Origin of the sequence: Vibrio sp. B172a, assembly GCF_030248355.1 — a bacterium.
In the GTDB taxonomy this organism is placed as follows: Bacteria; Pseudomonadota; Gammaproteobacteria; order Enterobacterales; family Vibrionaceae; genus Vibrio; species Vibrio owensii.
Genome location: NZ_JAHGAC010000038.1, coordinates 1 through 21,902, shown reverse-complemented (window position 1 = coordinate 21,902; position 21,902 = coordinate 1). Strand labels below are relative to the sequence as shown.

Here is a 21,902-nt window from a genome sequence, read left to right as displayed (position 1 = left end):
AATAGCCACATTGGTTATATTTGAGATGTGTTATGAATGAATCCACCATATTGCTGACGCTCGCCAGCATTCACTTTATTGCCCTAATGAGTCCCGGTCCCGACTTTGCGCTGGTTGTACAAAACGCGACGCGTCATGGTCGTCAAACTGGCTTGTACATTGCGTTGGGATTGTCTGTCGGTATTTTGCTGCACTCTTTGTTCAGCCTGACAGGCGTAAGTTATATCGTCCACCAGCACCCAGTGTTGTACTCCGTGGTGCAACTGCTCGGTGGTAGTTACCTGCTCTATTTAGGTATTGGTGCATTACGCGCCGTGATCTCAATGATCAAAAATCCAATGGCGGATCAACCTAAGAAGCAAAACAACCTAGTGATCAGCAATAAGCGTCAGGCATTTGCTAAAGGATTTGCGACCAACATTCTTAACCCGAAAGCCTTGGTGTTCTTTATCAGTTTGATGTCGAGCTTAGTCCCTGCAGGTATGTCGATCACTGGCAAAGGTATTGCTTTGGTCATCCTGTTTGGCTTGTCGCTATTCTGGTTCTCTAGCCTTGCATGGATGCTGTCGACGCAGCGCTTACAACGCAAATTGCAACAAGCAGGCATCTACATCGACGGTCTGTGTGGCGTGGTATTTACTCTCGTGGGCGGCAGCATTTTGTACCAAACCATCAGCACTTTTATCGGATAAAGTACTGATTTAAAAGCGTAGCACAATCGACATTTCTAAGATTGCTGACTCGACGTGACTCTTCATGACTGCCAAGCTGAAAGCACAAAACTGGCAACATGGAGAGTCATCATGCATTGGACGTTCAACCGACTCGTGACCACGGGTCTTTTTCTTACTTCCCCACTCGTCTTATCTACCTCGGCCTTTGCTAACCAAGCAGCAGATGCGGTTGCGCCGGAGCACAGTACTGGTTTCGAGCAAAAGCAATTGGTCAAAGCCAAAGATTATATGGTCACCGCAGCCAACCCACTTGCCACCCAAGCCGGGGCGGATGTTCTTGCTCAAGGCGGTAATGCTATTGATGCCATGGTTGCCGTACAACTGATGCTGGGCTTGGTAGAACCGCAATCTTCAGGCATTGGTGGTGGCGCCTTCTTAGTGTATTGGGACAGTGAGAAACAAAAACTGACTACGTATGATGGACGCGAAACCGCACCGCTCGCCGCGACGCCGAAACTCTTCCTAGATGACAAAGGACAACCTCTGCAGTTTTACGATGCGGTTGTCGGTGGGCGTTCCGTCGCCACTCCTGGCACAGTGAAACTACTGTGGGACACGCACCAGAAATACGGCAAGTTAGAATGGAAGAAAATCATCCAACCTGTAATTACCTTGGCTGAGCAAGGTTTCGAAGTCAGTCCTCGTCTCGCGAGTCTGATTGAGAAAGATGCCAAGCGCCTATCACGCTTCCCTGCGACTAAGGCTTACTTCTTCAATCCAGATGGCTCACCAAAAACCGAAGGCACGTTGTTGAAAAACCCTGAATACGCACAAACTCTGACGGCAATTGCAGAGCGAGGGGCAAAAGCTTTCTATCAAGGCGATATCGCCACAGACATCATCAAGACCGTACAGAATGCACCGGGCAATCCTGGCGTATTGGCACAACCTGACTTTGATGCGTTCCAAATCAAGCAACGTGAACCGGTTTGTGCGGCTTACCAAAGCTATGATATTTGCGGCATGGGACCACCTAGCTCTGGCGCATTGACGGTTGGACAGATTCTTGCGATCACCGAGCAATACGATCTTAAAGGTTGGGGAGCCGAAAGCGCGAAATCATGGCAAGTGATCGCCGATGCGTCTCGCCTTGCGTTCGCGGATCGCGGTAAATACATGGCTGACCAAGATTATGTGCCAATGCCCACCGAAGGCTTGCTTGATAAAGATTATCTCAAACAACGTGCTGAGTTGATTCAAGTCGGTAAAGCCTTGCGTAAGGTTGAAGCCGGCAATCCACCGTGGTCACACGCGATGAACCTAAGCATGGACCAATCAATCGAGCTGCCTTCCACCAGCCATTTCAATATCGTCGATAAGCAAGGCAATGTGGTTTCAATGACAACAACCATTGAGAACGCCTTTGGCTCACGCTTGATGGTGCGTGGCTTCTTGCTCAATAACGAACTGACTGATTTCTCTTTCCGCACTCATCAAGATGGAGTGCCAATCGCGAACCGCTTAGAAACGGGCAAACGCCCACGTTCATCCATGGCACCGACCATTATGATGAAGGACGATAAGCCTTACATGGCAATTGGCTCACCGGGTGGCAGCCGCATCATTGGTTACGTCGCACAAGCCATTATCGCCCACACGCAATGGGATATGGACATCCAAAGCGCGATTAATCAGCCACGATTACTGAACCGTTTTGGTACCTTAGATATTGAGCAAGGTACCGCTGCAGAAGGCTTACAGCCTGAGTTGGAAAAGATGGGATTTAAAACTGATGTTCGTGATTTGAACTCTGGACTGCATGCGATACGTATAACAAAAGACGGTCTTGAGGGCGCAGCCGATCCAAGGCGTGAAGGTGCCGCTATCGGGCAGTAAGAGTCTTTCGCTCGACCCCTTGTGCGAGATCTCTCACAAAGGGTTGAGCAAACCTCTCTTTTTTAATGGTAAAACCGTACAACAAAGAACATAAGCCATTGAATTTAATGTTTATGTATCTTTTTTGAACACAAAGAGAGTGAAAAAATGTGAGATTAGCCCGTTGTTGGAAATCGTTAAACACGTAATATTAAACCTGTCGGAAGGATGCTGACACGGAACAGGAAACACCACGGACTTGGTGAACTTCAGGAAGAAGAAACGGTTATTCAGGATGAATAGTCGGGCATGGATTGCAAAATTGGACATTGAACGGAATCAATAGTGACTAGGATGGTTGCTACTAAGGACGGGAAATGGACACCTCTGGACGAGGCAAGGATTTGAACATCAGGATGATGTCAGGGACACCGCTCAGGGAACAAGTGATGAGAGCTAACGAGGATGGTTAGCAGACCAGGATAAGGTCATTAAGGACACCGCTAGGAAGGCGACGTAAGGATTAAGCTGACGGATTCAGCACACTATCATGGATTAGATGCATGGAGCACTCTTAGTAGCCGGATTGCTGCGAGTAAGACTATAACCCCGACGGGCGTAAGCCCTCGGGGTTTTTCTTTGCCTAAAATTTCTCTCAGCTGCTCTGTTGAAAACAGACATTCACCAACAACACCAGACTTTCCCTTCAAACAGCACAAACAAAAAGAGCCGCCGAAGCAGCTCTTAAGTTGATGATTTTTTTGAAGCCTTACAGCTTCTCTAGTCGAGCGTAAGCAGTCACCAACCATTTGATGCCCTCACCGTTAAAGGCAATCTGTACGCGGCTCTGTGGACCACTGCCTTCGAAGTTGATGATGGTGCCCTCACCAAACTTAGGATGCATCACACGAGAACCAAGCGTAAAGCCAGTTTCATTGAAGCTCTCTTTGACCGCCGTTTGGCTAAATCGACCACTGCTTGCAGGACGGCTAACTTGCGCCTTCATGCGTACTTCATCTAGACAAGTTTCTGGCAGTTCACGGATAAAGCGAGACGGTTTATGGTACTTATCCTGACCGTACAAACGGCGCATTTCAGCATAAGTGATGTACAGTTTCTGCATCGCACGGGTCATGCCTACGTAACACAGACGACGTTCTTCTTCTAAACGCCCTGCTTCTTCTGCCGACATTTGGCTTGGGAACATGCCTTCTTCCACACCAACCATAAACACCAATGGGAACTCTAGACCTTTAGCACTGTGCAATGTCATGAGCTGAACCGCATCTTCAAACTCGTCCGCTTGTCCTTCGCCCGCTTCTAATGCTGCGTGGGTTAGGAATGCCGTCAGCAGTGACATGTCTTCGGCTTCTTCTGGTTTCTCGAATTGGCGAGTTGCGGTCACCAATTCCTCCAAGTTCTCAATACGCGCCTTAGACTTTTCGCCCTTCTCTTGCTCGTACATGGCGAACAAGCCCGAGTATTTGATCACATGGTCAGTCTGGTGATGCAGCGGCATCTCGATGGTGTCGTCTTCTAGTGCCGTAACAAGCTCGATAAAACGACTTAGAGCACCAGCAGCACGACCTGCAAGCACCTTCTCATCCAACATAGCCACACTCGCTTCCCACATGGTGCAACCACGGTCACGAGCCGCAAAACGGATGGTTTCAAGCGTCTTATCACCCAAACCACGCGTTGGCGTATTCACTACACGTTCAAATGCCGCATCATCATTACGGTTGGCAATCAGACGCATGTAGCTCAAGGCATCTTTGATTTCCTGACGTTCGAAGAATCGCATGCCGCCGTAGATACGGTAAGGCAAACCAGCTTGGATTAATGCTTCTTCCAGAACACGTGACTGGGCGTTGTTACGGTAAAGCATTGCAGCGTCATTCAGAGCCCCGCCCTTGTCTTGCCACTCTTTGATTTTGTTTACCGCAAAACGGGCTTCGTCTAGTTCGTTGTAAGCGCTGTATACCGAGATAGGCTCACCGACAACGCCATCAGTCCAAAGCTCTTTACCCATACGCTCGGTGTTATTCGCGATCAGAGCGTTCGACGCTTCCAGAATGGTCTTGGTTGAACGGTAGTTTTGCTCAAGACGAATGGTATTCACGCTTGGGAATTCCAGCGTAAATTTCTCAATGTTCTCGACTTTTGCACCACGCCAGCCGTAAATCGACTGGTCGTCATCACCTACGATCATCACGTGACACTCAGGCCCCGCCATCATACGTAGCCAAGCATATTGAATGTTGTTGGTATCTTGGAACTCGTCCACCAAGATATGTTTAAAGCGTGCTTGGTAGTGTTCACGGACGAACTTGTTATCACGCAGTAGCTCATGTGCGCGCAGCAAGATTTCCGCAAAATCGACTAAACCAGCACGATCACACGCTTCTTGGTAAGCGGTGTACAGCTGCAGATATGTCTTGGTCACTGGATCATGGTACGCATCAATGTGCGACGGGCGCAGACCTTCGTCTTTCTTACCGTTAATCCACCATGCCACTTGGCGTGCTGGCCACTGCTTCTCATCGAGGTTTTGCGCTTTGATCAAACGCTTTAGTAAACGCTGTTGATCGTCACTGTCGATGATTTGAAAATCTTCCGGTAGCTTGGCATCAAGATAGTGTGCACGCAGAATACGGTGACAAATGCCGTGGAAAGTACCATTCCACATACCGCCTGCACTGCCCATCATTAGCTCTTCGATACGTCCACGCATCTCTGCCGCCGCCTTATTGGTAAAGGTTACCGACATGATTGAGAACGGAGATGATTGCTCGACCGACATCAACCAAGCGATACGGTGAACAAGAACGCGTGTCTTACCACTCCCTGCACCAGCAAGGACGAGCAAGTTTTCTAGAGGTGCTGCAACGGCTTCACGTTGTTTGTCGTTCAAACCGTCGAGTAATAGAGATGGATCCATCATGATGAGAGCTACTGGTTATTTATACATAAAAATAGATTATAACCTAAACAACCTCTTCAGATTAGACAAAAATTCATAAAAAATTCGTCGTTTTTTTACTCTACACATCAATAAGTTATATAAATTCCATTCTTTAAAGCCATTTGTTTCGAAAATTTTTCTGAAAGTTTTTTAGCCAGTTTCCTATCTTTTAAGTTAAGCAAGTTGATAACAAAAACGCCAAAACAGGCGATTCATCTTGCCAACTTAAAGTAAAGGAAATCATTCAGAGGAATTTATTATGAAAAAGTCGAATCTAGCTGTTACTGCTGCTGTTACTGGTCTTCTAGCTCTTGGTGGCACAATGCTAACTGCAGCTCCAGCTGTCGCTGCTGATAAAGAGAAGTGCTACGGCGTTTCTAAAGCAGGTAAAAACGACTGTGCAACGAAAAGCAGCTCATGTGCTGGTACTTCTAAAGAAGATAACCAAAAAGACGCGTTCGTAGTCGTACCAAAAGGTCTATGTGACAAACTCGTTGGCGGTAGCACTTCTTCTTCATAATCTTTTATCGCTAGCTACTGCAAGGATGCGTTGACGCTCAACCAGCGCATCCTTCTCTTCCCGCCCGCTTTGAAAAGGAGTTTCACGTGAAACACCACACCTTCCACGACCTTGTTGGAGTTGGATTGAGAACCCCTCACCTCGATTACTTTAGCCAAAACAAACCCGAGTTATCTTGGTTAGAAATCCACAGTGAAAACTATTTTCAACCCAACGCTGCAGAGCGCAATCAATTACAAGCATTACGCGAGCAATATCAAATTAGCTGTCACGGCATTGGTCTGTCACTAGGTTCGGTGGAACGTGTGAATCAAAAGCACCTTGCTCAACTTAAAGCGCTGATTGACTCAATCGACCCGATTCTTGTTTCTGACCATTTGAGTTGGAGTGAAAACGGCGGTCACTACTTTAATGATCTGCTTCCACTCCCGTATACGGAAGAAGCGCTCAAAGTGTTCACTCGTAACGTGAATGAAGTGCAGGATTATTTGCAACGCGAGATCTTGATAGAGAACCCATCTAGTTATGTGAAGTTTCAACATTCGACCATCAGCGAATGGGAGTTTCTTACCGAAGTGCAAAAGCGCACTGACTGTCGTTTATTGCTCGATTTAAACAATGTTTATGTTTCGGCATTCAACCACGGTTTTGATTGCGACACATACCTAGATGCGATTCCAGCTGACAAAGTGGATGAGATTCACTTGGCAGGTTTTACCATCAAACAACTCGACAAAGGTGAGATATGGATTGATACCCATAGCCGCCCAGTTAGTGATGAAGTTTGGCAACTGTTCGCGCAGTGGACAAAAAAACATGGTCCACGTCATGCGCTGATTGAATGGGACTTGGATATCCCCGCGCCAGAAGTCTTGCTCGGAGAAGCGCAGAAAGCATCGCAACTACTATTGCAAGGCACACTCCCAAGTGAACAAAGCGAACCAAGGAAGGCATCATGAATCTAGCCACCTTACAAAGCCAGTTTGCTAAAGCCCTACACTATCAAGCACTCGGTGAAGATTGCGATATTGCCAGTGATGAGTTTACCGCTGATGAACGCATGCAGATTTACCGCAATAACTTTATCGTCAGCTTAAGCGAGGTGTTATCCGCGACCTACCCAATGGTTGAAGCGCTACTTGGTGAAGAATGCTTTGAACAGATGGCTCGCCAGCATGTTCTCACTTATCCATTAGAAGAAGGAAATGTGGTGCATTATGGCGAAGGCTTTCAAGACACCATCATGCAATTCAGTCAGGTGATCGCACAAGCACCTTACAGCCCTGAAGTCGCACGCTTCGAGTGGCATATCGACCTCGCTCGTCAAGCACAGTATGAACAATCCAATGCGGCAGCATTAAAACCGCTTGCGTTACTTGGCGAAGTAAGTGATGAGCAACAACCCGCTTTGGTTTTGCACCTTAAACAAGGCTGCCGAAGCTTTGACTCCAGCTACGCAGTATTTGATTTGTTTAGCGCGATTCAAACTGGGCAATTCGAACAACTTAATATCAACCAATTACAGCAAGGTGTCATCTCGATTCAAGCCAATGGAGAAGCCTTGTGTCACGCACTCGATGCCGATGTGTTCCAACTGCTGCAATGTTTAGAGCAGAAACAGAGTTTGAGCGAAATACCTGAAGTTTTACTCGCTCATCTCAATAGCATCATGGCACTCGATCTCGTTGACGGCTTTACATTGAAATCAATCTAAGGAGCACTCTATGACGGATACGGTTAAAAACTTAGTGAATCGGTACGACGATTTAATCAGTACCCTACAAGCCGGCTTTGTCCCTTTACTACTTCTATTTTGTCGCTTGTGGGTTGCATGGGTATTCTTCAATTCAGGGCTAATCAAACTCTCGTCTTGGGATAGCACACTGTATTTATTTGAGCTGGAATACCAAGTGCCAATACTGCCATGGGAATTGGCGGCTTACTTAGGTACGGCTGCAGAATTGGTTCTACCGGTCTTCTTAGCACTAGGCTTGATTACCCGCCCGATGGCTGCGATTCTGTTTGTGTTCAACATCATCGCCGTGGTCTCTTACCCACTGTTGTGGGAGAAAGGTTTCTATGATCACCAACTTTGGGGATTGATGATTCTTGTAGTGATTGTGTGGGGACCAGGACCATTGTCCCTCGACCACATACTGAAGAAGAAAATCACTCGCTAAAAAAATCCCCGCATGATGCGGGGATTTTTTTACTATTTGTTCAAGTAAGCCAGTAGCTCTTCAGCTGAGATGCCTTGCTTCGCGAGGTCTTTTGCCATCTGCTCTACTTGCTCGCCTTTACGTGATTCAATCACTTGCTGAAATTGATACACAAGATCACGTAATACCGGCACTGGAACTTGTTTTGCCGCGCTACGAATGCGCTCAGAGCTTTGGTTACCTAATTCGTTAAGCAACTTACCAAACATCACCTTTTCTGGTGACTCTTCCATTTGCTCTAGGATACGAGCCATTTCATACGTGGTTAACGACATTACTTTATGAGTTCCGTTATGGTGTCGAGAAAAGTTTGAACGACAAATATACACGCGTTAGGTACATTGGAAAATACTAAATTACCGAGTTTTACGCATTCGCCAATTTCGCATGCCAGTTCTTACCTGCTTTGCTAAACAGAATCACCAAAGCTGGAAGCAATACCCACATATGAATCGCGATCAGAGTTTGTGGATCCAGTGATAAACGCTGTAGCGTACCCACCAACAAACCAGAGCCACTCATTTGGAACAAACCAAGTAGTGCAGCCGCAGTACCCGCTTTATCACCAAACGGTTCTAACGCTTTACCAGCTGCCGCGCCAAGAATCCAAGCGAAGCCAACCGATGAGATAAAGATTGGTAGCATGAAAGACAGCGCTGTGTTGTGCTCTTTCATCACCATCATGATCACACCAGAAATCGCCAGTAAGCTGATACCAACCACAAGCGAGTTGTGTGTACCCCAACGATCCATGAACTTAGGTGCAAGCATACAAGCGGCAATGTTGAACGCTGCATTCAGACCAAACCAGAAGGTGAATTCATTCATCGACAAGCCCATGCCTGTCATTAGAACGCCAGGAGCTGAAGTCACGTAAGCAAGAATAACTGCCATCGCCATCAAACACAGTGAAGCGTGGAAGATGAATGATGGTGTGCTCAAGACTGCCCAGTAGCGGCTCAGTTTAAATACCGCCTGCTTTTCTGTTGCAGGGTTGGTTTCCTTCATTCCAAGGAACATCATCGCACCTGCAATCACAGCGAAACCCGCCATAAAGCTGAAGTTTGCACGCCAATCAAATTGTTGGGTTAACCAACTACCAAGGATCGGTGCCAGTGCCGGGATAAAGCAGATCGCACCGTTAAGGTAGCTGATCATTTTGCCGCTTTTTTCCGGGCCAAAGATATCGCGAACTGTTGCAAAGGCTGCTACAGATGTTGCACATGCACCTAAGCCTTGTAGCAAGCGAGCCGCCAACATCCACTCAATATTTTGAGCACTCCACGCCAATAAAGCGCTCAATGCGTAGATGGTGATGCCTCCCAATGCAACAGTTCGACGTCCGAGTTTATCTGCCAAGGGACCAGCGAATAGCTGACCAACACCCATAGCAAATAGGAACCAAGTGATGGTGTCTTGTGCCAATGCATTTTCTACCTGAAAAGTGGACGCGATAAGAGGCAAAGCAGGTAGATAGATATCAATCGCAAGCGGACTGAACAGAACTAACATGGTCAACAGCGCCATCTGTTTTTTGCTATTTGTAATATGGCTAGACACAAAACACTCCAAATTGAACAAGAACTTTTGAGCAAAGCTTAATCATCTGATGATATGAATGGAAATGATGTATACTCATGACCATTATTCCAATGGGGAAAATCACTGTGAACGTAGAGAAACTGGCACGCATCGACCTCAATTTGCTGGTCTGTTTTAAAGTGCTGATTGAAGAGTTGAATGTCACCCGAGCCGCCCACAGACTGTGCTTGAGTCAGTCTGCCGTGAGTAAATCCTTAGCGAAATTACGTACCCAATTTGATGATCCCCTATTCACTCGAAACTCACACGGATTGACGCCAACACCGCGCGCATTGTTCCTTAAACCGAAACTGGATCTGTTGATAAACCAACTTGAGGTACTGACTCAACCCGAAGAGTTCTCGCCACAGAGCAGTGAGTACCGTTTTCAAATCGCAGCGGTAGAGAGTGTCTACCCGCTCATTCTGCCCCACTTCTTGCCAGCGATTTTCCAACAAGCACCAGGCGTGACCATAAGCACCCACTCTTGGTCGGAACAAACGTTCAAGATGATTCAGCGCGGTGAAATCGATTTAGGCATGACAGGTCGAGATATCGACATCAACGACGCTAAGCTGACTATGCTGCCGCCAGATGACATTTGTGAACAGGAGATCTATCGTGACCACCAAATGTGTATCGTGCGTAAAGACCACCCGGCTTTGCGTGGTAATTGGAACTTAGAGGCTTATCTAGCCCTGCGTCATGTACAGGTGCGTTGTGATGGCAACGACCGTTGGTTGCTCGACTATCGTTTAGCCGACATTGGTCGCGAACGTGATATCGCAGTCACCGTACCGGACTTTAACAGTGCCGCCAGTTTGTGTTCTTACACTGATTTTGTGTTTACTGCACCAAGCCACTTTGTGAAGCTGGCCGCCAAACAACACGACATGGCATTACTGCCACTGCCACTCGAATTCCCGCCAATGGCTTACACTTTGTTCTGGCACCGAGACAGAGAAAATGACCCGGCTTTAACTTGGCTACGTACCATGATCACGCAAAAAACCGATCATCTTAGATAAAAATCCCGGACGCGATTTGCGCTCTTACGGTAAAATGAGTAGCTTAACAGTCGATAGTCCTTTTTGGCTCATCTATGGCCTGTTGTACTCCGACTCTATTGAAGTGATTGCGAACCTCAATGGAATCGTAAACTGCATGAAGCAGATGGAAACAGCTCCCACACCTGAGCATGAAGGAGCGGTAATTTGAAGGAATAACACAGATGCACAACGATACCCAAAGCCGCGTGAATGCAATTCGCGAATGGCTAGCACAACATAATATTGATGCCCTACTTGTCCCACATGAAGACGAGTACTTGGGCGAATACGTACCAGCGCACAACGAGCGTTTACACTGGCTAACTGGTTTTACCGGTTCTGCTGGTGCTGCGGTAATCACCAAAGACAAAGCCGCTATCTTTGTTGATGGTCGCTACACGGTACAAGTCACTAAGCAGGTTCCTGCTGATCTATTCGAATACCGTCACCTGATTGAAGAGCCTGCACTAGATTGGATTAAAGACCACCTTGCAAATGGCGCATCTGTGGCAATCGACCCTCGCATGCACAACTCTGCTTGGTTAGACATGGCACAAGCAAAACTTGCAGGTGCACTTGAGCTTAAGATTCTCGACAGCAACCCAATTGATGAGCTGTGGCACGACCGCCCTGCTCCTGTGGTTTCTGATGTTCGCCTAATGGCAACAGAAGCGGTTGGTCAATCAAGTGAAAGTAAGCGCCAAGAAATCGCAGAGCTCGTGAAAAAAGCCGGCGCAGACAGCGCAGTGATCACAGCACTTGACTCTATCTGTTGGCTGCTTAACGTTCGTGGTCTAGATGTATCACGTCTACCAGTTCTGCTTTCTCACGCGATTCTGCATTCAGATTCAAGCGTGGAATACTTCCTAGATCCTGCTCGCCTACCTACTGAGTTTGACGCTCACGTTGGTTCTGGCGTAACAGTTCATCACCCAGAAACATTGCAAGCACGACTAGAAACTCTAACTGGCAAAAATGTACTGGTTGACCCTGCGACAAGTAACGCATGGTTTAAGTTGGTTCTACAAAATGCTGGCGCATCTGTGGTGAGTAAAGCTGATCCATGCCTAATGCCAAAAGCAGCGAAGAACGCAGTTGAAATCGCAGGAATGAAAGCATGTCATATCCGCGATGGTGTGGCGATGAGCAAGTTTCTATCTTGGTTAGATGCTGAAGTCGTTGCTGGTAACCTGCATGATGAAGCGACGCTGGCAGACAAACTGGAAGCGTTCCGTAGCGAAGACCCGACACTGATGGATCTTAGCTTCGATACTATTTCGGCAGCAGGTGGCAACGCGGCGATGTGTCACTACAACCACGAAAACCAACCTGAACCTGGCAAGCTAGAGCTGAACACACTTTACCTAGTGGATTCAGGCGGTCAGTACCTAGATGGCACGACAGACATCACGCGTACCATCGCGATCGGTCAGCCTTCACAAGAGATGATTAAACAATTCACTCTCGCGCTAAAAGGTCACATCGGTGTTGCTCGTGCACGTTTCCCGAAAGGCACACGTGGTTACCAAATCGATACGCTAGCTCGTCAGCACCTATGGGCGGAAGGCTACGATTACGATCATGGTACTGGTCACGGTGTTGGTCACTTCCTAAGTGTTCATGAAGGTCCGGCGAGCATTTCTAAGAAGCAAATCGACGTGCCTCTAACAGAAGGTATGGTGCTGTCCAACGAGCCAGGCTACTACCGTGCAGATGCGTTTGGTATCCGTATTGAAAACCTAGAGCTTGTTGTTGAAACACCAACTAACGGTGACTTCCCTGTTCTGTCATTTGAGTCGCTAACGCGCTGTCCAATCGACAAGCGAAATATCAACGCTGATATGCTAACTCGTCCAGAACTTGCTTGGCTGAATGATTACCATCAGAAGGTATGGGATGAGATCAGCCCACTTGTTGAAGGTGATGTGAAAGAGTGGCTTCGTCAAGCAACGCTACCAGTAGCACATAGCTAGAAGCTAGAAGCTAGAAGCTAGAAAAAAGTAGAGGGTTGATGTTTTGCATCAACCCTCTTTTTTTGCCTATGTTTCACGTGAAACATAACGATGACCAGTGGCTTTCTTTGCTACTTAACCAGAATACGCCGAGTGCCAATCTCGCCATACAGGGTCAAACCCTTTGGCTCGAATCATATCTTCCACAGAACCTGCGCTTCGCTCATCACTGATCTCAAACTGCTCGAGTTCAACATCATCCATCGCATAACCACCCGGCTGAGTTTTCGATGCAGCAGACATACTGGTAATGCCTAAAGGCAATGCGTTATCTCTAAACTTCGGTGACTCACGAGTCGATAATGACAACTCCACTTCTGGATTCAACAAACGATAAGCGCAAATCAGCTGAACAAGTTGCTTATCCGTCATGACTGATTTGGGTTGGAGCGCACCCTCACAAGGACGCAAACGCGGGAAAGAAATCGAGTAACGAGTCTGCCAATACGTGCGCTCAAGATAGTCCAAGTGCGCTGCCACATAAAAGCAATCGGTACGCCACTCTTCCAACCCTATCAAAGCACCGATACCGATCTTATCAATACCCGCTTTTGCAAGACGATCGGGTGTATCCAATCGGTATTCGAAATCCATCTTGTTGCCACGCAAATGGTGCTCGGCGTAAGTCGAAGGATGATACGTTTCTTGATAGACCATCACCGCATCCAAACCCAATGTCTTGAGCTCAGCGTATTCGTCTTGATCAAGTGGCTGTACTTCCATCGCCAAATAGTTAAAGCGCTTCTTAATCATAGGCACCATTTCGCGGAAGTATTTCATGCCCACTTTGGTTTCGTGTTCGCCAGTCACCAGCAATACGCTATCGAATTTCATGCGTTTAATGGCTTCAACTTCTGCTGCCACTTCGTCCCGATTCAAGGTACGACGCTTGATTCTGTTCTCCATGGAGAAGCCACAATAAGTACAAGCATTGGCGCACAAGTTAGAAAGGTACAATGGAATATAAAGCGACATGGTATTACCAAAACGCTTGCGAGTGGCCGAGTATGACAGTTGTGCCATCTGCTCTAAGTACGCTTCAGCAGCTGGTGAAATTAGCGCTTTAAAGTCTTCCAAATCACGCTTGGGTTTATTCAATGCTCGCTCAACATCTTGTGCCGTTTTCGCGTAGATCGACATCGAAATATCATCCCAATTAAGCTGCTTAAATTGTTCAACGAAGCTCATGTTTTCCTCGCTTAATAGCTAAACCAATCTAGTACTAAAGCTCATCTAGGAATGACGTCAGTGGACTCGACGCAACCGCATGAGAAACCTTACCGGCAAGTCCAGCTTCATAAGCCATACGCCCGGACTCTACCGCCAACTTAAATGCCTTCGCCATCGCAACGGGATCGCTCGAAGCTGCAATCGCTGTATTGACGAGCACGGCATCCGCGCCCATTTCCATCGCACGCGCGGCATGTGAAGGAGCACCAATACCCGCATCAACAACGACAGGAACATTAGCTTGGTCGATGATGATCTCTAGGAAATCGTGAGAAACTATCCCTTTGTTAGAACCGATCGGCGCACCTAATGGCATGACTGCAGCACAGCCTACTTCTTCCAATCGTTTACACAGAACCGGGTCAGCATGACAATAAGGAAGGACAATGAAACCCTCACGAACCAGTTGCTCAGCGGCTGTTAGTGTCTCAATTGGATCGGGCATCAAGTACTTCGGGTCTGGATGAATTTCTAGTTTTAACCAGTTAGTACCCAACGCTTCTCTCGCCAATTGTGCTGCAAACACAGCATCTTTAGCATTCTTTGCACCTGAGGTGTTCGGCAATAAGTTCACACCCGCTTGTACTAACGGCAGCAAAATATCGTCTTGTTGGTCGTTCACATCCACACGCTTCAACGCCATGGTCGCAAGTTGAGAACCCGATACTTGAATCGCTTCTGCCATTAATCGGCTGTTGGCAAACTTCCCTGTTCCCGTGAACAGTCTTGATTCGAATTGTTTATCACCAATTTTAAGCATCGACTTTAACCCCCTGCGATCGCTTGAAACAAAGAGATGCTATCTCCCTGTGAAAGAACTGTGCTAGCCCACTCACCGCGCGGCACAACATTGTTATTAATTGCAAAAACACAGCCCATTTCAGGCAGCGCAAATTGACTAATGATTTGCTGTAGATTTGACTCACTGGCAACTTGATGTGACTGGTCATTGATGACAATAGTGATCACATCTAAGTCAGCAGCTGTCATTTGTGTTGTTTGTTGTTCTGATAACGTCATTGCTTCCAACTCTCTTAATTCTGCCCATTACTCGTAAACTAAATCTGAGCACACACTTGGCACTGTTTATCTTTACTTATCGCCATGGTTTGCCATTGCAGCTTCAATCCATCGAACAGGTGTAACTTGGCAGTCTCAACATGAAACTTTCCCGTCGCCAGTTTTTGAATTGCCGCTATCGCTTGGTAGTTGCCAAGTGTACCCACCACCGGACCGACGACACCGCTCTCACTGCACTTTTGCGTTTGCGGTAATTCGTCGAACGGATACAAACAGCGGTAACAGGCTTTACTCTGCGTTTCTTGTTCACTTGGTGTTTGGTAATCAAAGACAGCGAATTGGCCTTGCCAACCAATTGCCGCCGCCGAGATGAGCGGCGTATTTTGCTCGAAACAAACTTGGTTAATGAGCTGGCGCGTTGGCATGTTATCGGTGCAGTCGAGCACCACATCCGCTAGCATCACCTCAAGCTGCAGCTGTGCTTTGTCTAATCGCTTATTAAGAGCGCGAATTTGAACCATAGAATTAAGGTCAGTCAGTTGCTTTACAGTCGCTTTTGTTTTCGCAACTTGGAGGTCTTGTTCGCGATAAATGATCTGACGTTGCAGGTTACTGCTATCAACTTCATCGTCATCGACCACAACCAATTTACCAACTCCCGCTGATGCCAAGTACAAACTCGCTGCGCTCCCTAACCCACCACAACCGATGATCAGCACATGAGATTTGCTCATACGTTCTTGCCCAATTTCGGCAATTTCAGGCAGAGCGACTTGGCGCTGATAGCGAAGAAACTGCTTATCCGTGAGCATGCTCGCCTCTCTTGTTATGCGCCAATTCACTATTCTGATCAGTAAACGTTAGCTGTCTTTCCTTCATCAGTTTTGCGAAGAACTCGATGACGGACTGAGGTGATTCTGCCAACGTAATAGCTCGCACAACTGCCAAACTAGAAACACCTGTTTGCCAAACTTGGGCTGCATTAGATTGGTCAATACCACCAATCGCAACCGTCGGAAAGCCAAGCACATAGTCACTACCTGCTTTGTCTTTTGCTGGACGGAAAGCAGCCTCTGTATTTGTATAAGGAATGCTATCAATCAGCTTTTGATACAGAGCCAAGCGCACCAAACCTTGTGGTTTCGATGGCATCTGTTTAGTGGTGGTTGGGAAAATATGCCCTAGCGCGATGTAACTAGGATGAATTTGTACGATGCGCAGTAGCTCATAATAACCATGAGTAGAAAGGCCAAGACGAATGCCGGCTTTAGTTAGCTGAGCCAAATTCGATTCTTCTATGTCTTCTTGTCCTAGGTGAACGCCATAAGCGCCATGCTTGATTGCCAACTGCCAATAGTCATTAATGAACACTTGTGCTTGATACTGACGGCCTAGCTCAATTGCTCGAATGATCTGTTGTTCTAAATCGGCTTGTTGTGGGTTCTTGATTCGCAGTTGAATAGTGTTGATGCCTAGTGGCAGTAGACGCTCAATCCAAGCAACATCATCAACGACTGGATAGAGCCCTAGACTTTGCTTGGTTAGAGTTGGAAAGCTAACGCTTTCGCCTTGTGCAGACCAACCAACTTGAATACCTAGTCGGTTATCCTCCAGTACAGGTGTGGGAAAATCATCAAATTGGTCAGCCCACTGAGTAGATCTTTCCTCGTTAAGGTTGTCATTCAACAGTGTTTCACGTGAAACATTCGCTTGTTGAGTTAGCATTCCTCGAGTAAGTGTTAACGCATCTTCGATAGGAAAATCGAGTACTGTCAGCGTTACTATCCAAGCAAGGTGATGTTCAGGATCGAACATTGCGTTGAATTTGGACTTAACGGAAAGCGCTCTCACTTCGTTGTTAATTGGGTGACGCCAGATATCAAGCTGAAGCACTTTCTCCTTTTCATCGGATACCTGCGTATCAGCAATGCCAATATAAATCGCTTTCGACGGTTGCTTAGCACACGCTTCTACCGATAAAGCAGAGCGGTAATAGAGCACAAATGAAGTCTCATGCTCAGAGTCATAACCATCAGTAAGATCTGTCGTTATGCGTGTGGTCTGTTGGTCGCGAACAAGCTGAATAGATTGAGTAGGGCTCACACCCAACTCAATGTCTTCGATGCTAAAACCCTGTTCTTTCGCCAACAACAAACATTGCTGAACTAAACCAGTCAGTTCAATCAATGATGACGGAATAAGGATTTTGCTCATTAGTCACTCACCTCGGCATGTGCTGCTGGGTGGTATAGCTCAGAACCTGTATCTCTAAATTCTTGCGATTTCTGACGCATCCCCTCAAGAGGATCATCCAGCATTTTGATCGATATAGCTTGGTCCGCAGCAACTTGCTCAGTGTCTTTCGCATACTCTCGTACCTCTTGCGAGATCTTCATCGAGCAGAACTTTGGTCCACACATCGAACAGAAGTGAGCAACTTTGCCGGACTCTTGAGGCAAGGTTTCGTCATGGAAAGCGCGCGCGGTATCTGGATCGAGTGATAAGTTGAATTGGTCTTCCCATCGGAACTCGAAGCGAGCTTTAGACAGCGCGTTATCACGAACTTGAGCGCCAGGGTGCCCTTTCGCTAAATCAGCGGCGTGCGCAGCAAGCTTGTAAGTGATCATGCCTACTTTCACGTCTTCTTTGTTTGGTAAGCCAAGATGCTCTTTAGGAGTTACGTAGCAAAGCATTGCACAACCATACCAACCAATCATGGCAGCGCCGATGCCTGAAGTAATATGGTCGTAACCGGGTGCGACGTCTGTCGTCAGTGGACCAAGGGTATAGAAAGGAGCCTCATGACAGTGCTCTAACTGCTCTTCCATGTTCTCTTTGATCATATGCATTGGAACATGACCAGGACCTTCGATAATCACCTGTACGTCGTATTCCCACGCAACCTTAGTCAATTCGCCAAGAGTACGAAGCTCTGCAAATTGCGCTTCGTCGTTAGCATCGGCAACCGAGCCAGGGCGCAGACCATCACCGAGAGATAGTGCGACATCATACTTAGCACAGATTTCACAGATCTCTCGGAAGTGGGTATATAAGAAGCTTTCTTGGTGATGCGCTAAACACCATTTCGCGATGATAGAGCCACCACGAGAGACGATACCAGTAACACGTTTTGCAGTCATTGGCACATAACGAAGTAGTAAACCGGCATGGATAGTGAAGTAGTCAACGCCCTGCTCTGCTTGCTCGATCAGAGTATCGCGCATCACTTCCCAGTTAAGGTTTTCAGCAACACCATTCACTTTCTCAAGCGCTTGGTACATTGGTACGGTACCGATCGGAACCGGACTGTTACGCAGAATCCACTCGCGAGTTTCGTGAATATTACGTCCAGTAGAGAGATCCATAACAGTATCTCCACCCCAGCGCGTTGCCCATACTAACTTTTCTACTTCTTCCTCAATCGAAGAAGTGACCGATGAGTTACCGATGTTGGCGTTCACTTTGACCAAAAAGTTACGCCCAATGATCATTGGTTCGGATTCTGGGTGGTTAATATTAGAAGGGATAATCGCGCGACCTTCGGCGACTTCTTTACGCACAAACTCGGCGGTAATGTCCTTTGGTAAGTTCGCTCCGAAGCTTTGACCCGGATGCTGTTGATTCAGTACTTCATCGCGGTATTGAGCACGCCCCATATTTTCACGTAGGGCGATGTATTCCATTTCTGGGGTGATAATGCCTTTGCGAGCATAGTGCAATTGAGTCACGCACTGCCCATCTTTGGCACGTCGAATACGTGGTAAATTGCCGTAACGAAGATCGTCTAGCGTTTCATCTTCTAGGCGCTCTTTAGTGTATACCGAGCTTACTTCATCGAGTAGTTCAGTATCGGCACGCTCTTCAATCCACCCTTCTCTCAGTTTAGGTAATCCATTGTAAAGGTCTATGGTGTGATTTGAGTCTGTGTATACACCCGAGGTATCGTAAACGCGTACTGGCTCATTAGGCTCGAAAATAGGCGCTTCTTTTGTGCCTCCAATAAGGCTATCAACGAGTGATATTTCACGCATTGGCACACGAATATCAGGACGTGAACCTTCTACGTAGACTTTGGTTGAATTTGGGTACGGTTGTACCGAGAGTGTATCAATGAACTGTTTTGCTTCCAGTCTCGCTTGCTTGCGACTCGACATAGCATTTTTCCTTGCTTTGTTATGCTTAGATAAAAAGTATTGGGATAAAAATGCTTGGCGGATAGATGCGACAAGAGGAATCGAATTAAGGACAGATTGAGCAAGTACTCTTCGCCTATAACAACATTCGACTATTTGATAGGTCAACCAGATAGAGCTCTGGTGTAGATATCTTCTCTTGTTCCCTTCGCAGATTCTAATCTGATCAGGTTCAACGGATCCCGAATTAACGGTCTCAGCCTTATGGCACTCCGACAAGTGAAATCAGTATATAAAAACGGCTTGGTTAAACCAAGCCGACCTGATTAAGATTTGAGTATTTTTGCTAGCTACGCATCAATAATTGGAAACCAATCCACGCAGCTGAAATGCTTAACACGACATTCAGTAGTACGTTCAATCCCATCTTAAAGAAAGCGCCCTGCTGCATAAGCAACACGTTATCCATCGAGAAAGTAGAGAATGTAGTTAATGCGCCCAAAAAGCCAAGACCGATGATTTGACGCCATGGGTCAGTGACCATCAACTCCGTTTCAAACGCAGCAATCAGTAGACCCATAATAAATGAGCCAACGACGTTCACGGTTAAGGTACCGTACGGAAAGCCACGACCGAGTAGCATCACACAAAGTTCAGAAATTAAGTACCGAGAACATGCACCAAATGCACCACCCAATGCAATAAAACCCAAAACGGATAGTTGTCCCATAATTCCCCCAGAAAAGTTAATGGCGACATTGTAATCAAATTTACGGCAATAGTGATTATACAATCTTAGAATTCAGCAAAGTATAGCGCTTAAAACTTATCAAGATTTAAAAAGTTACAGGAGTCACTTTACTTCAATATATCCCATCAACCCCGTCTTCATGTGTTCGATCACATGACAATGGTACATCCAACGTCCCGGGTTATCTGCAACAAATGCCGCTTTCGCACTGCCGTTTTTTCCAAGCAAGACCGTATCGGTATGAAACGGTTCATTGAGTTTTTTGCCATCTAACTCAAGAACAGTAAATGTGTGCCCATGAAGGTGAATAGGATGATGATATTGGGTGACGTTCTTAAGGTTGAAAATATAAGTTTTTCCGAGCTCCAATGTTGAAAGCGGTGCTGGAATATTATCTTTACTCATTCCCTCCCAAGCTCGTTTATTCATTAGCCAAAACTTAGGTATCGCTTTGCCCGATTTATCGGCAGGAGTGACCGCCCCCTCCCATTCAAACACATAATCAATTTGTTCCGCATTTTCCAAATCAAGATCTGGCACAGGGTTGAGAGGCAATAAAGGCAGTTTCTGATTACTTGGCAGGTCAGACTCAACAATATCAAACTCACACAAAGGAAATGGGAAACGTCCTTTCATTTGACGCACATAAACACGTTCTCCAGCCTTCGGAGCAATCAATCCAACATCTAACCTCATTCCTGGACCAATTTTGTGCTGAGTGAGCTTATAAGGCGTTTTAACAGGATTACCATCTATAGCAATAACCCAAGCCTCTGCGCCTACTATAGCGATCGGGTAAGTAATGGTGTTATCGACATTAGCAATTCTTAATCGCGTGGTAGCATTCTGTTTCAGCATATAAACAGGCTCATGAACACCATTAACGCTACTCCACTCTCCGAGGGTCCCCATACGAGCGCTTAAGCGCGGTACCATAAGGTTCTTCCACTGACCTTGTTTGTCTAAATGCCAATGCTTGAGGACGACTTCATGCTCTTCATCAAACTGAACAGGCTCAGCCTCTTCAACGACAATTAGCCCGACTAAGCCCATACCAAGTTGCTTAACACTATTCATGTGTGGGTGATACCAAAATGTGCCCGCATCTGGCGGTGTAAATTCATAAACGAATGTTTCATCCGGCATGATAGGCAGCTGGCTCAAGAAAGGGACACCATCCATTTCAATAGGGATTCGCAAGCCATGCCAGTGGATTGTAGTCGGCTCTGAAAGCTTGTTAGTAAACCGAATAATAACTTTCTCGCCTTGGCGACAACGAATCGTAGGCGCTGGAATCGAGCCATTAAACGCAAGTACATCCGTGGTAAACCCTGGTACCAATTCAGCAGTAGAAGGCTCTGCAGTGATATCGTATATATGCTGACCTTGTTTGTTAGTGCTCTTAGATAGAGAACATGCAGGCAGAACGGTAAGCGCAGAGATCGCTAAGGAAGATTGAAGAAAGCGTCGACGAGATATATCCATGTATTTAGTCACTCATTATTCCAATTGATGTGAGTGTAACTAAATATTAATAATGATTCTCAGTTATCTTTTAAAGATGTGCAGTCATAATGCTTAGATTCAGAGATTATAAATGAAGACCTATATTTAATAGTCACTAAAAAGATAGTAAGCACCTACACACATATAGCAAGCAAGTAAAAGAGATCGGTTTAAGAAGGAGGGAGCTTAATGGTAAATAAGGCTAGAGCAAGTAGGAAATTGAAGGCTCTAGAAACGACGAAAGCCTTGCTATTTCTAGCAAGGCTTTCTAAATAAATGGCGGAGAGGCCGGGGTTGCGGGCAACCGGGACTCGTACCCTGGAAAGGGAAAATATTTTTGCTTATAAACGACAAAACCCAGTCCGAA

The 21,902-nt window shown here is 46.6% G+C and carries 19 protein-coding genes and 1 riboswitch; of the genes, 8 read left to right on the top strand and 11 right to left on the bottom strand.

Annotated elements, in window-relative coordinates; genetic code table 11:
• The first annotated feature begins 32 nt into the window (after positions 1-32).
• Positions 33-692: a LysE family translocator gene (locus tag KIT90_RS26650; protein ID WP_009696781.1), complete on the top strand. Its 660-nt coding sequence runs from the start codon at positions 33-35 to the stop codon at positions 690-692.
• Between the two features lie 111 nt (positions 693-803).
• Complete coding sequence (gene ggt, locus KIT90_RS26645) at positions 804-2,570, top strand: gamma-glutamyltransferase (RefSeq protein ID WP_285379592.1); 1,767 nt, start codon at positions 804-806, stop codon at positions 2,568-2,570.
• Positions 2,571-3,318: 748 nt separating this feature from the next.
• Here the strand turns inward: ggt and uvrD are convergent.
• On the bottom strand, positions 3,319-5,493 hold the full coding sequence (gene uvrD / locus KIT90_RS26640; protein ID WP_017817563.1) for a DNA helicase II: 2,175 nt from the start codon (positions 5,491-5,493) through the stop codon (positions 3,319-3,321).
• A gap of 280 nt (positions 5,494-5,773) precedes the next feature.
• Here uvrD and KIT90_RS26635 point away from each other — a divergent pair, with 280 nt between their 5' ends.
• The 4 genes from KIT90_RS26635 to KIT90_RS26620 all read left to right on the top strand — a co-directional run bounded on the left by KIT90_RS26635 (position 5,774) and on the right by KIT90_RS26620 (position 8,214).
• Positions 5,774-6,034 (top strand): DUF2282 domain-containing protein, encoded by a 261-nt coding sequence (locus KIT90_RS26635; protein WP_005451246.1) that lies wholly within the window; start codon positions 5,774-5,776, stop codon positions 6,032-6,034.
• A gap of 86 nt (positions 6,035-6,120) precedes the next feature.
• The gene (locus KIT90_RS26630) at positions 6,121-6,993 is read left to right on the top strand and encodes a DUF692 domain-containing protein (protein WP_026000086.1); all 873 of its coding nucleotides are present in this window, start codon (positions 6,121-6,123) and stop codon (positions 6,991-6,993) included.
• Positions 6,990-7,748: a DNA-binding domain-containing protein gene (locus tag KIT90_RS26625; protein WP_285379589.1), complete on the top strand. Its 759-nt coding sequence runs from the start codon at positions 6,990-6,992 to the stop codon at positions 7,746-7,748. The genes KIT90_RS26630 and KIT90_RS26625 overlap by 4 nt, the downstream gene beginning before the upstream one ends.
• 10 nt (positions 7,749-7,758) lie before the next feature.
• A complete protein-coding gene (locus tag KIT90_RS26620) occupies positions 7,759-8,214 on the top strand; it encodes a DoxX family protein (protein ID WP_285379588.1) in 456 nt (151 codons plus the stop codon).
• A gap of 32 nt (positions 8,215-8,246) precedes the next feature.
• Here KIT90_RS26620 and KIT90_RS26615 read toward each other — a convergent pair whose 3' ends face one another.
• Positions 8,247-8,528, bottom strand: a complete 282-nt coding sequence (locus KIT90_RS26615; RefSeq protein ID WP_005443411.1) for a hypothetical protein — start codon at positions 8,526-8,528, stop codon at positions 8,247-8,249.
• A gap of 91 nt (positions 8,529-8,619) precedes the next feature.
• On the bottom strand, positions 8,620-9,813 hold the full coding sequence (locus KIT90_RS26610; RefSeq protein ID WP_009705199.1) for a multidrug effflux MFS transporter: 1,194 nt from the start codon (positions 9,811-9,813) through the stop codon (positions 8,620-8,622).
• A 107-nt stretch (positions 9,814-9,920) separates the two neighbouring features.
• Between KIT90_RS26610 and KIT90_RS26605 the strand changes: the two genes are divergently transcribed.
• Positions 9,921-10,862, top strand: coding sequence for a LysR substrate-binding domain-containing protein (locus KIT90_RS26605; protein WP_005447244.1), 942 nt, complete (start codon positions 9,921-9,923; stop codon positions 10,860-10,862).
• Between the two features lie 203 nt (positions 10,863-11,065).
• Positions 11,066-12,856, top strand: a complete 1,791-nt coding sequence (locus KIT90_RS26600) for an aminopeptidase P family protein (protein WP_285379586.1) — start codon at positions 11,066-11,068, stop codon at positions 12,854-12,856.
• A 114-nt stretch (positions 12,857-12,970) separates the two neighbouring features.
• On the opposite strand, the gene thiH is transcribed toward KIT90_RS26600, so the two are convergent.
• The 8 genes from thiH to KIT90_RS26560 form a co-directional block, all read right to left on the bottom strand.
• A complete protein-coding gene (gene thiH, locus KIT90_RS26595) occupies positions 12,971-14,083 on the bottom strand; it encodes a 2-iminoacetate synthase ThiH (protein WP_039988745.1) in 1,113 nt (370 codons plus the stop codon).
• Between the two features lie 34 nt (positions 14,084-14,117).
• Positions 14,118-14,885 carry a thiazole synthase gene (locus tag KIT90_RS26590; protein ID WP_132937342.1) on the bottom strand — a complete coding sequence of 256 codons (768 nt, stop codon included), beginning with the start codon at positions 14,883-14,885 and terminating at the stop codon, positions 14,118-14,120.
• 5 nt (positions 14,886-14,890) lie between these two features.
• A complete protein-coding gene (thiS, locus tag KIT90_RS26585) occupies positions 14,891-15,145 on the bottom strand; it encodes a sulfur carrier protein ThiS (protein WP_285379583.1) in 255 nt (84 codons plus the stop codon).
• Between the two features lie 38 nt (positions 15,146-15,183).
• The gene (locus KIT90_RS26580) at positions 15,184-15,957 is read right to left on the bottom strand and encodes a HesA/MoeB/ThiF family protein (protein WP_285379581.1); all 774 of its coding nucleotides are present in this window, start codon (positions 15,955-15,957) and stop codon (positions 15,184-15,186) included.
• Positions 15,944-17,359 carry a thiamine phosphate synthase gene (locus KIT90_RS26575; protein WP_041061400.1) on the bottom strand — a complete coding sequence of 472 codons (1,416 nt, stop codon included), beginning with the start codon at positions 17,357-17,359 and terminating at the stop codon, positions 15,944-15,946. Before KIT90_RS26575 ends, KIT90_RS26580 begins: the two co-directional genes overlap by 14 nt.
• On the bottom strand, positions 17,359-19,299 hold the full coding sequence (gene thiC, locus KIT90_RS26570) for a phosphomethylpyrimidine synthase ThiC (RefSeq protein WP_285379560.1): 1,941 nt from the start codon (positions 19,297-19,299) through the stop codon (positions 17,359-17,361). The genes KIT90_RS26575 and thiC overlap by 1 nt, the downstream gene beginning before the upstream one ends.
• A gap of 165 nt (positions 19,300-19,464) precedes the next feature.
• A riboswitch (TPP riboswitch) is annotated at positions 19,465-19,563 on the bottom strand.
• A 61-nt stretch (positions 19,564-19,624) separates the two neighbouring features.
• The gene (gene crcB, locus KIT90_RS26565; RefSeq protein WP_005430379.1) at positions 19,625-20,008 is read right to left on the bottom strand and encodes a fluoride efflux transporter CrcB; all 384 of its coding nucleotides are present in this window, start codon (positions 20,006-20,008) and stop codon (positions 19,625-19,627) included.
• A 123-nt stretch (positions 20,009-20,131) separates the two neighbouring features.
• Positions 20,132-21,514: a multicopper oxidase family protein gene (locus tag KIT90_RS26560; RefSeq protein WP_285379602.1), complete on the bottom strand. Its 1,383-nt coding sequence runs from the start codon at positions 21,512-21,514 to the stop codon at positions 20,132-20,134.
• Positions 21,515-21,902 lie beyond the last annotated feature (388 nt).

Bases quoted from the DNA above. Each gene is read 5' to 3' on its own strand.
- KIT90_RS26620 (WP_285379588.1), top strand. From the start codon at position 7,759: ATGACGGATACGGTTAAAAACTTAGTGAATCGGTACGACGATTTAATC.
- thiC (WP_285379560.1), bottom strand. From the start codon at position 19,299: ATGTCGAGTCGCAAGCAAGCGAGACTGGAAGCAAAACAGTTCATTGAT.
- uvrD (WP_017817563.1), bottom strand. From the start codon at position 5,493: ATGATGGATCCATCTCTATTACTCGACGGTTTGAACGACAAACAACGT.
- KIT90_RS26580 (WP_285379581.1), bottom strand. From the start codon at position 15,957: ATGCTCACGGATAAGCAGTTTCTTCGCTATCAGCGCCAAGTCGCTCTG.
- KIT90_RS26560 (WP_285379602.1), bottom strand. From the start codon at position 21,514: ATGGATATATCTCGTCGACGCTTTCTTCAATCTTCCTTAGCGATCTCT.
- KIT90_RS26625 (WP_285379589.1), top strand. From the start codon at position 6,990: ATGAATCTAGCCACCTTACAAAGCCAGTTTGCTAAAGCCCTACACTAT.
- crcB (WP_005430379.1), bottom strand. From the start codon at position 20,008: ATGGGACAACTATCCGTTTTGGGTTTTATTGCATTGGGTGGTGCATTT.
- thiH (WP_039988745.1), bottom strand. From the start codon at position 14,083: ATGAGCTTCGTTGAACAATTTAAGCAGCTTAATTGGGATGATATTTCG.
- thiS (WP_285379583.1), bottom strand. From the start codon at position 15,145: ATGACGTTATCAGAACAACAAACAACACAAATGACAGCTGCTGACTTA.
- KIT90_RS26635 (WP_005451246.1), top strand. From the start codon at position 5,774: ATGAAAAAGTCGAATCTAGCTGTTACTGCTGCTGTTACTGGTCTTCTA.
- KIT90_RS26575 (WP_041061400.1), bottom strand. From the start codon at position 17,359: ATGAGCAAAATCCTTATTCCGTCATCATTGATTGAACTGACTGGTTTA.
- KIT90_RS26600 (WP_285379586.1), top strand. From the start codon at position 11,066: ATGCACAACGATACCCAAAGCCGCGTGAATGCAATTCGCGAATGGCTA.
- KIT90_RS26615 (WP_005443411.1), bottom strand. From the start codon at position 8,528: ATGTCGTTAACCACGTATGAAATGGCTCGTATCCTAGAGCAAATGGAA.
- KIT90_RS26650 (WP_009696781.1), top strand. From the start codon at position 33: ATGAATGAATCCACCATATTGCTGACGCTCGCCAGCATTCACTTTATT.
- KIT90_RS26590 (WP_132937342.1), bottom strand. From the start codon at position 14,885: ATGCTTAAAATTGGTGATAAACAATTCGAATCAAGACTGTTCACGGGA.
- ggt (WP_285379592.1), top strand. From the start codon at position 804: ATGCATTGGACGTTCAACCGACTCGTGACCACGGGTCTTTTTCTTACT.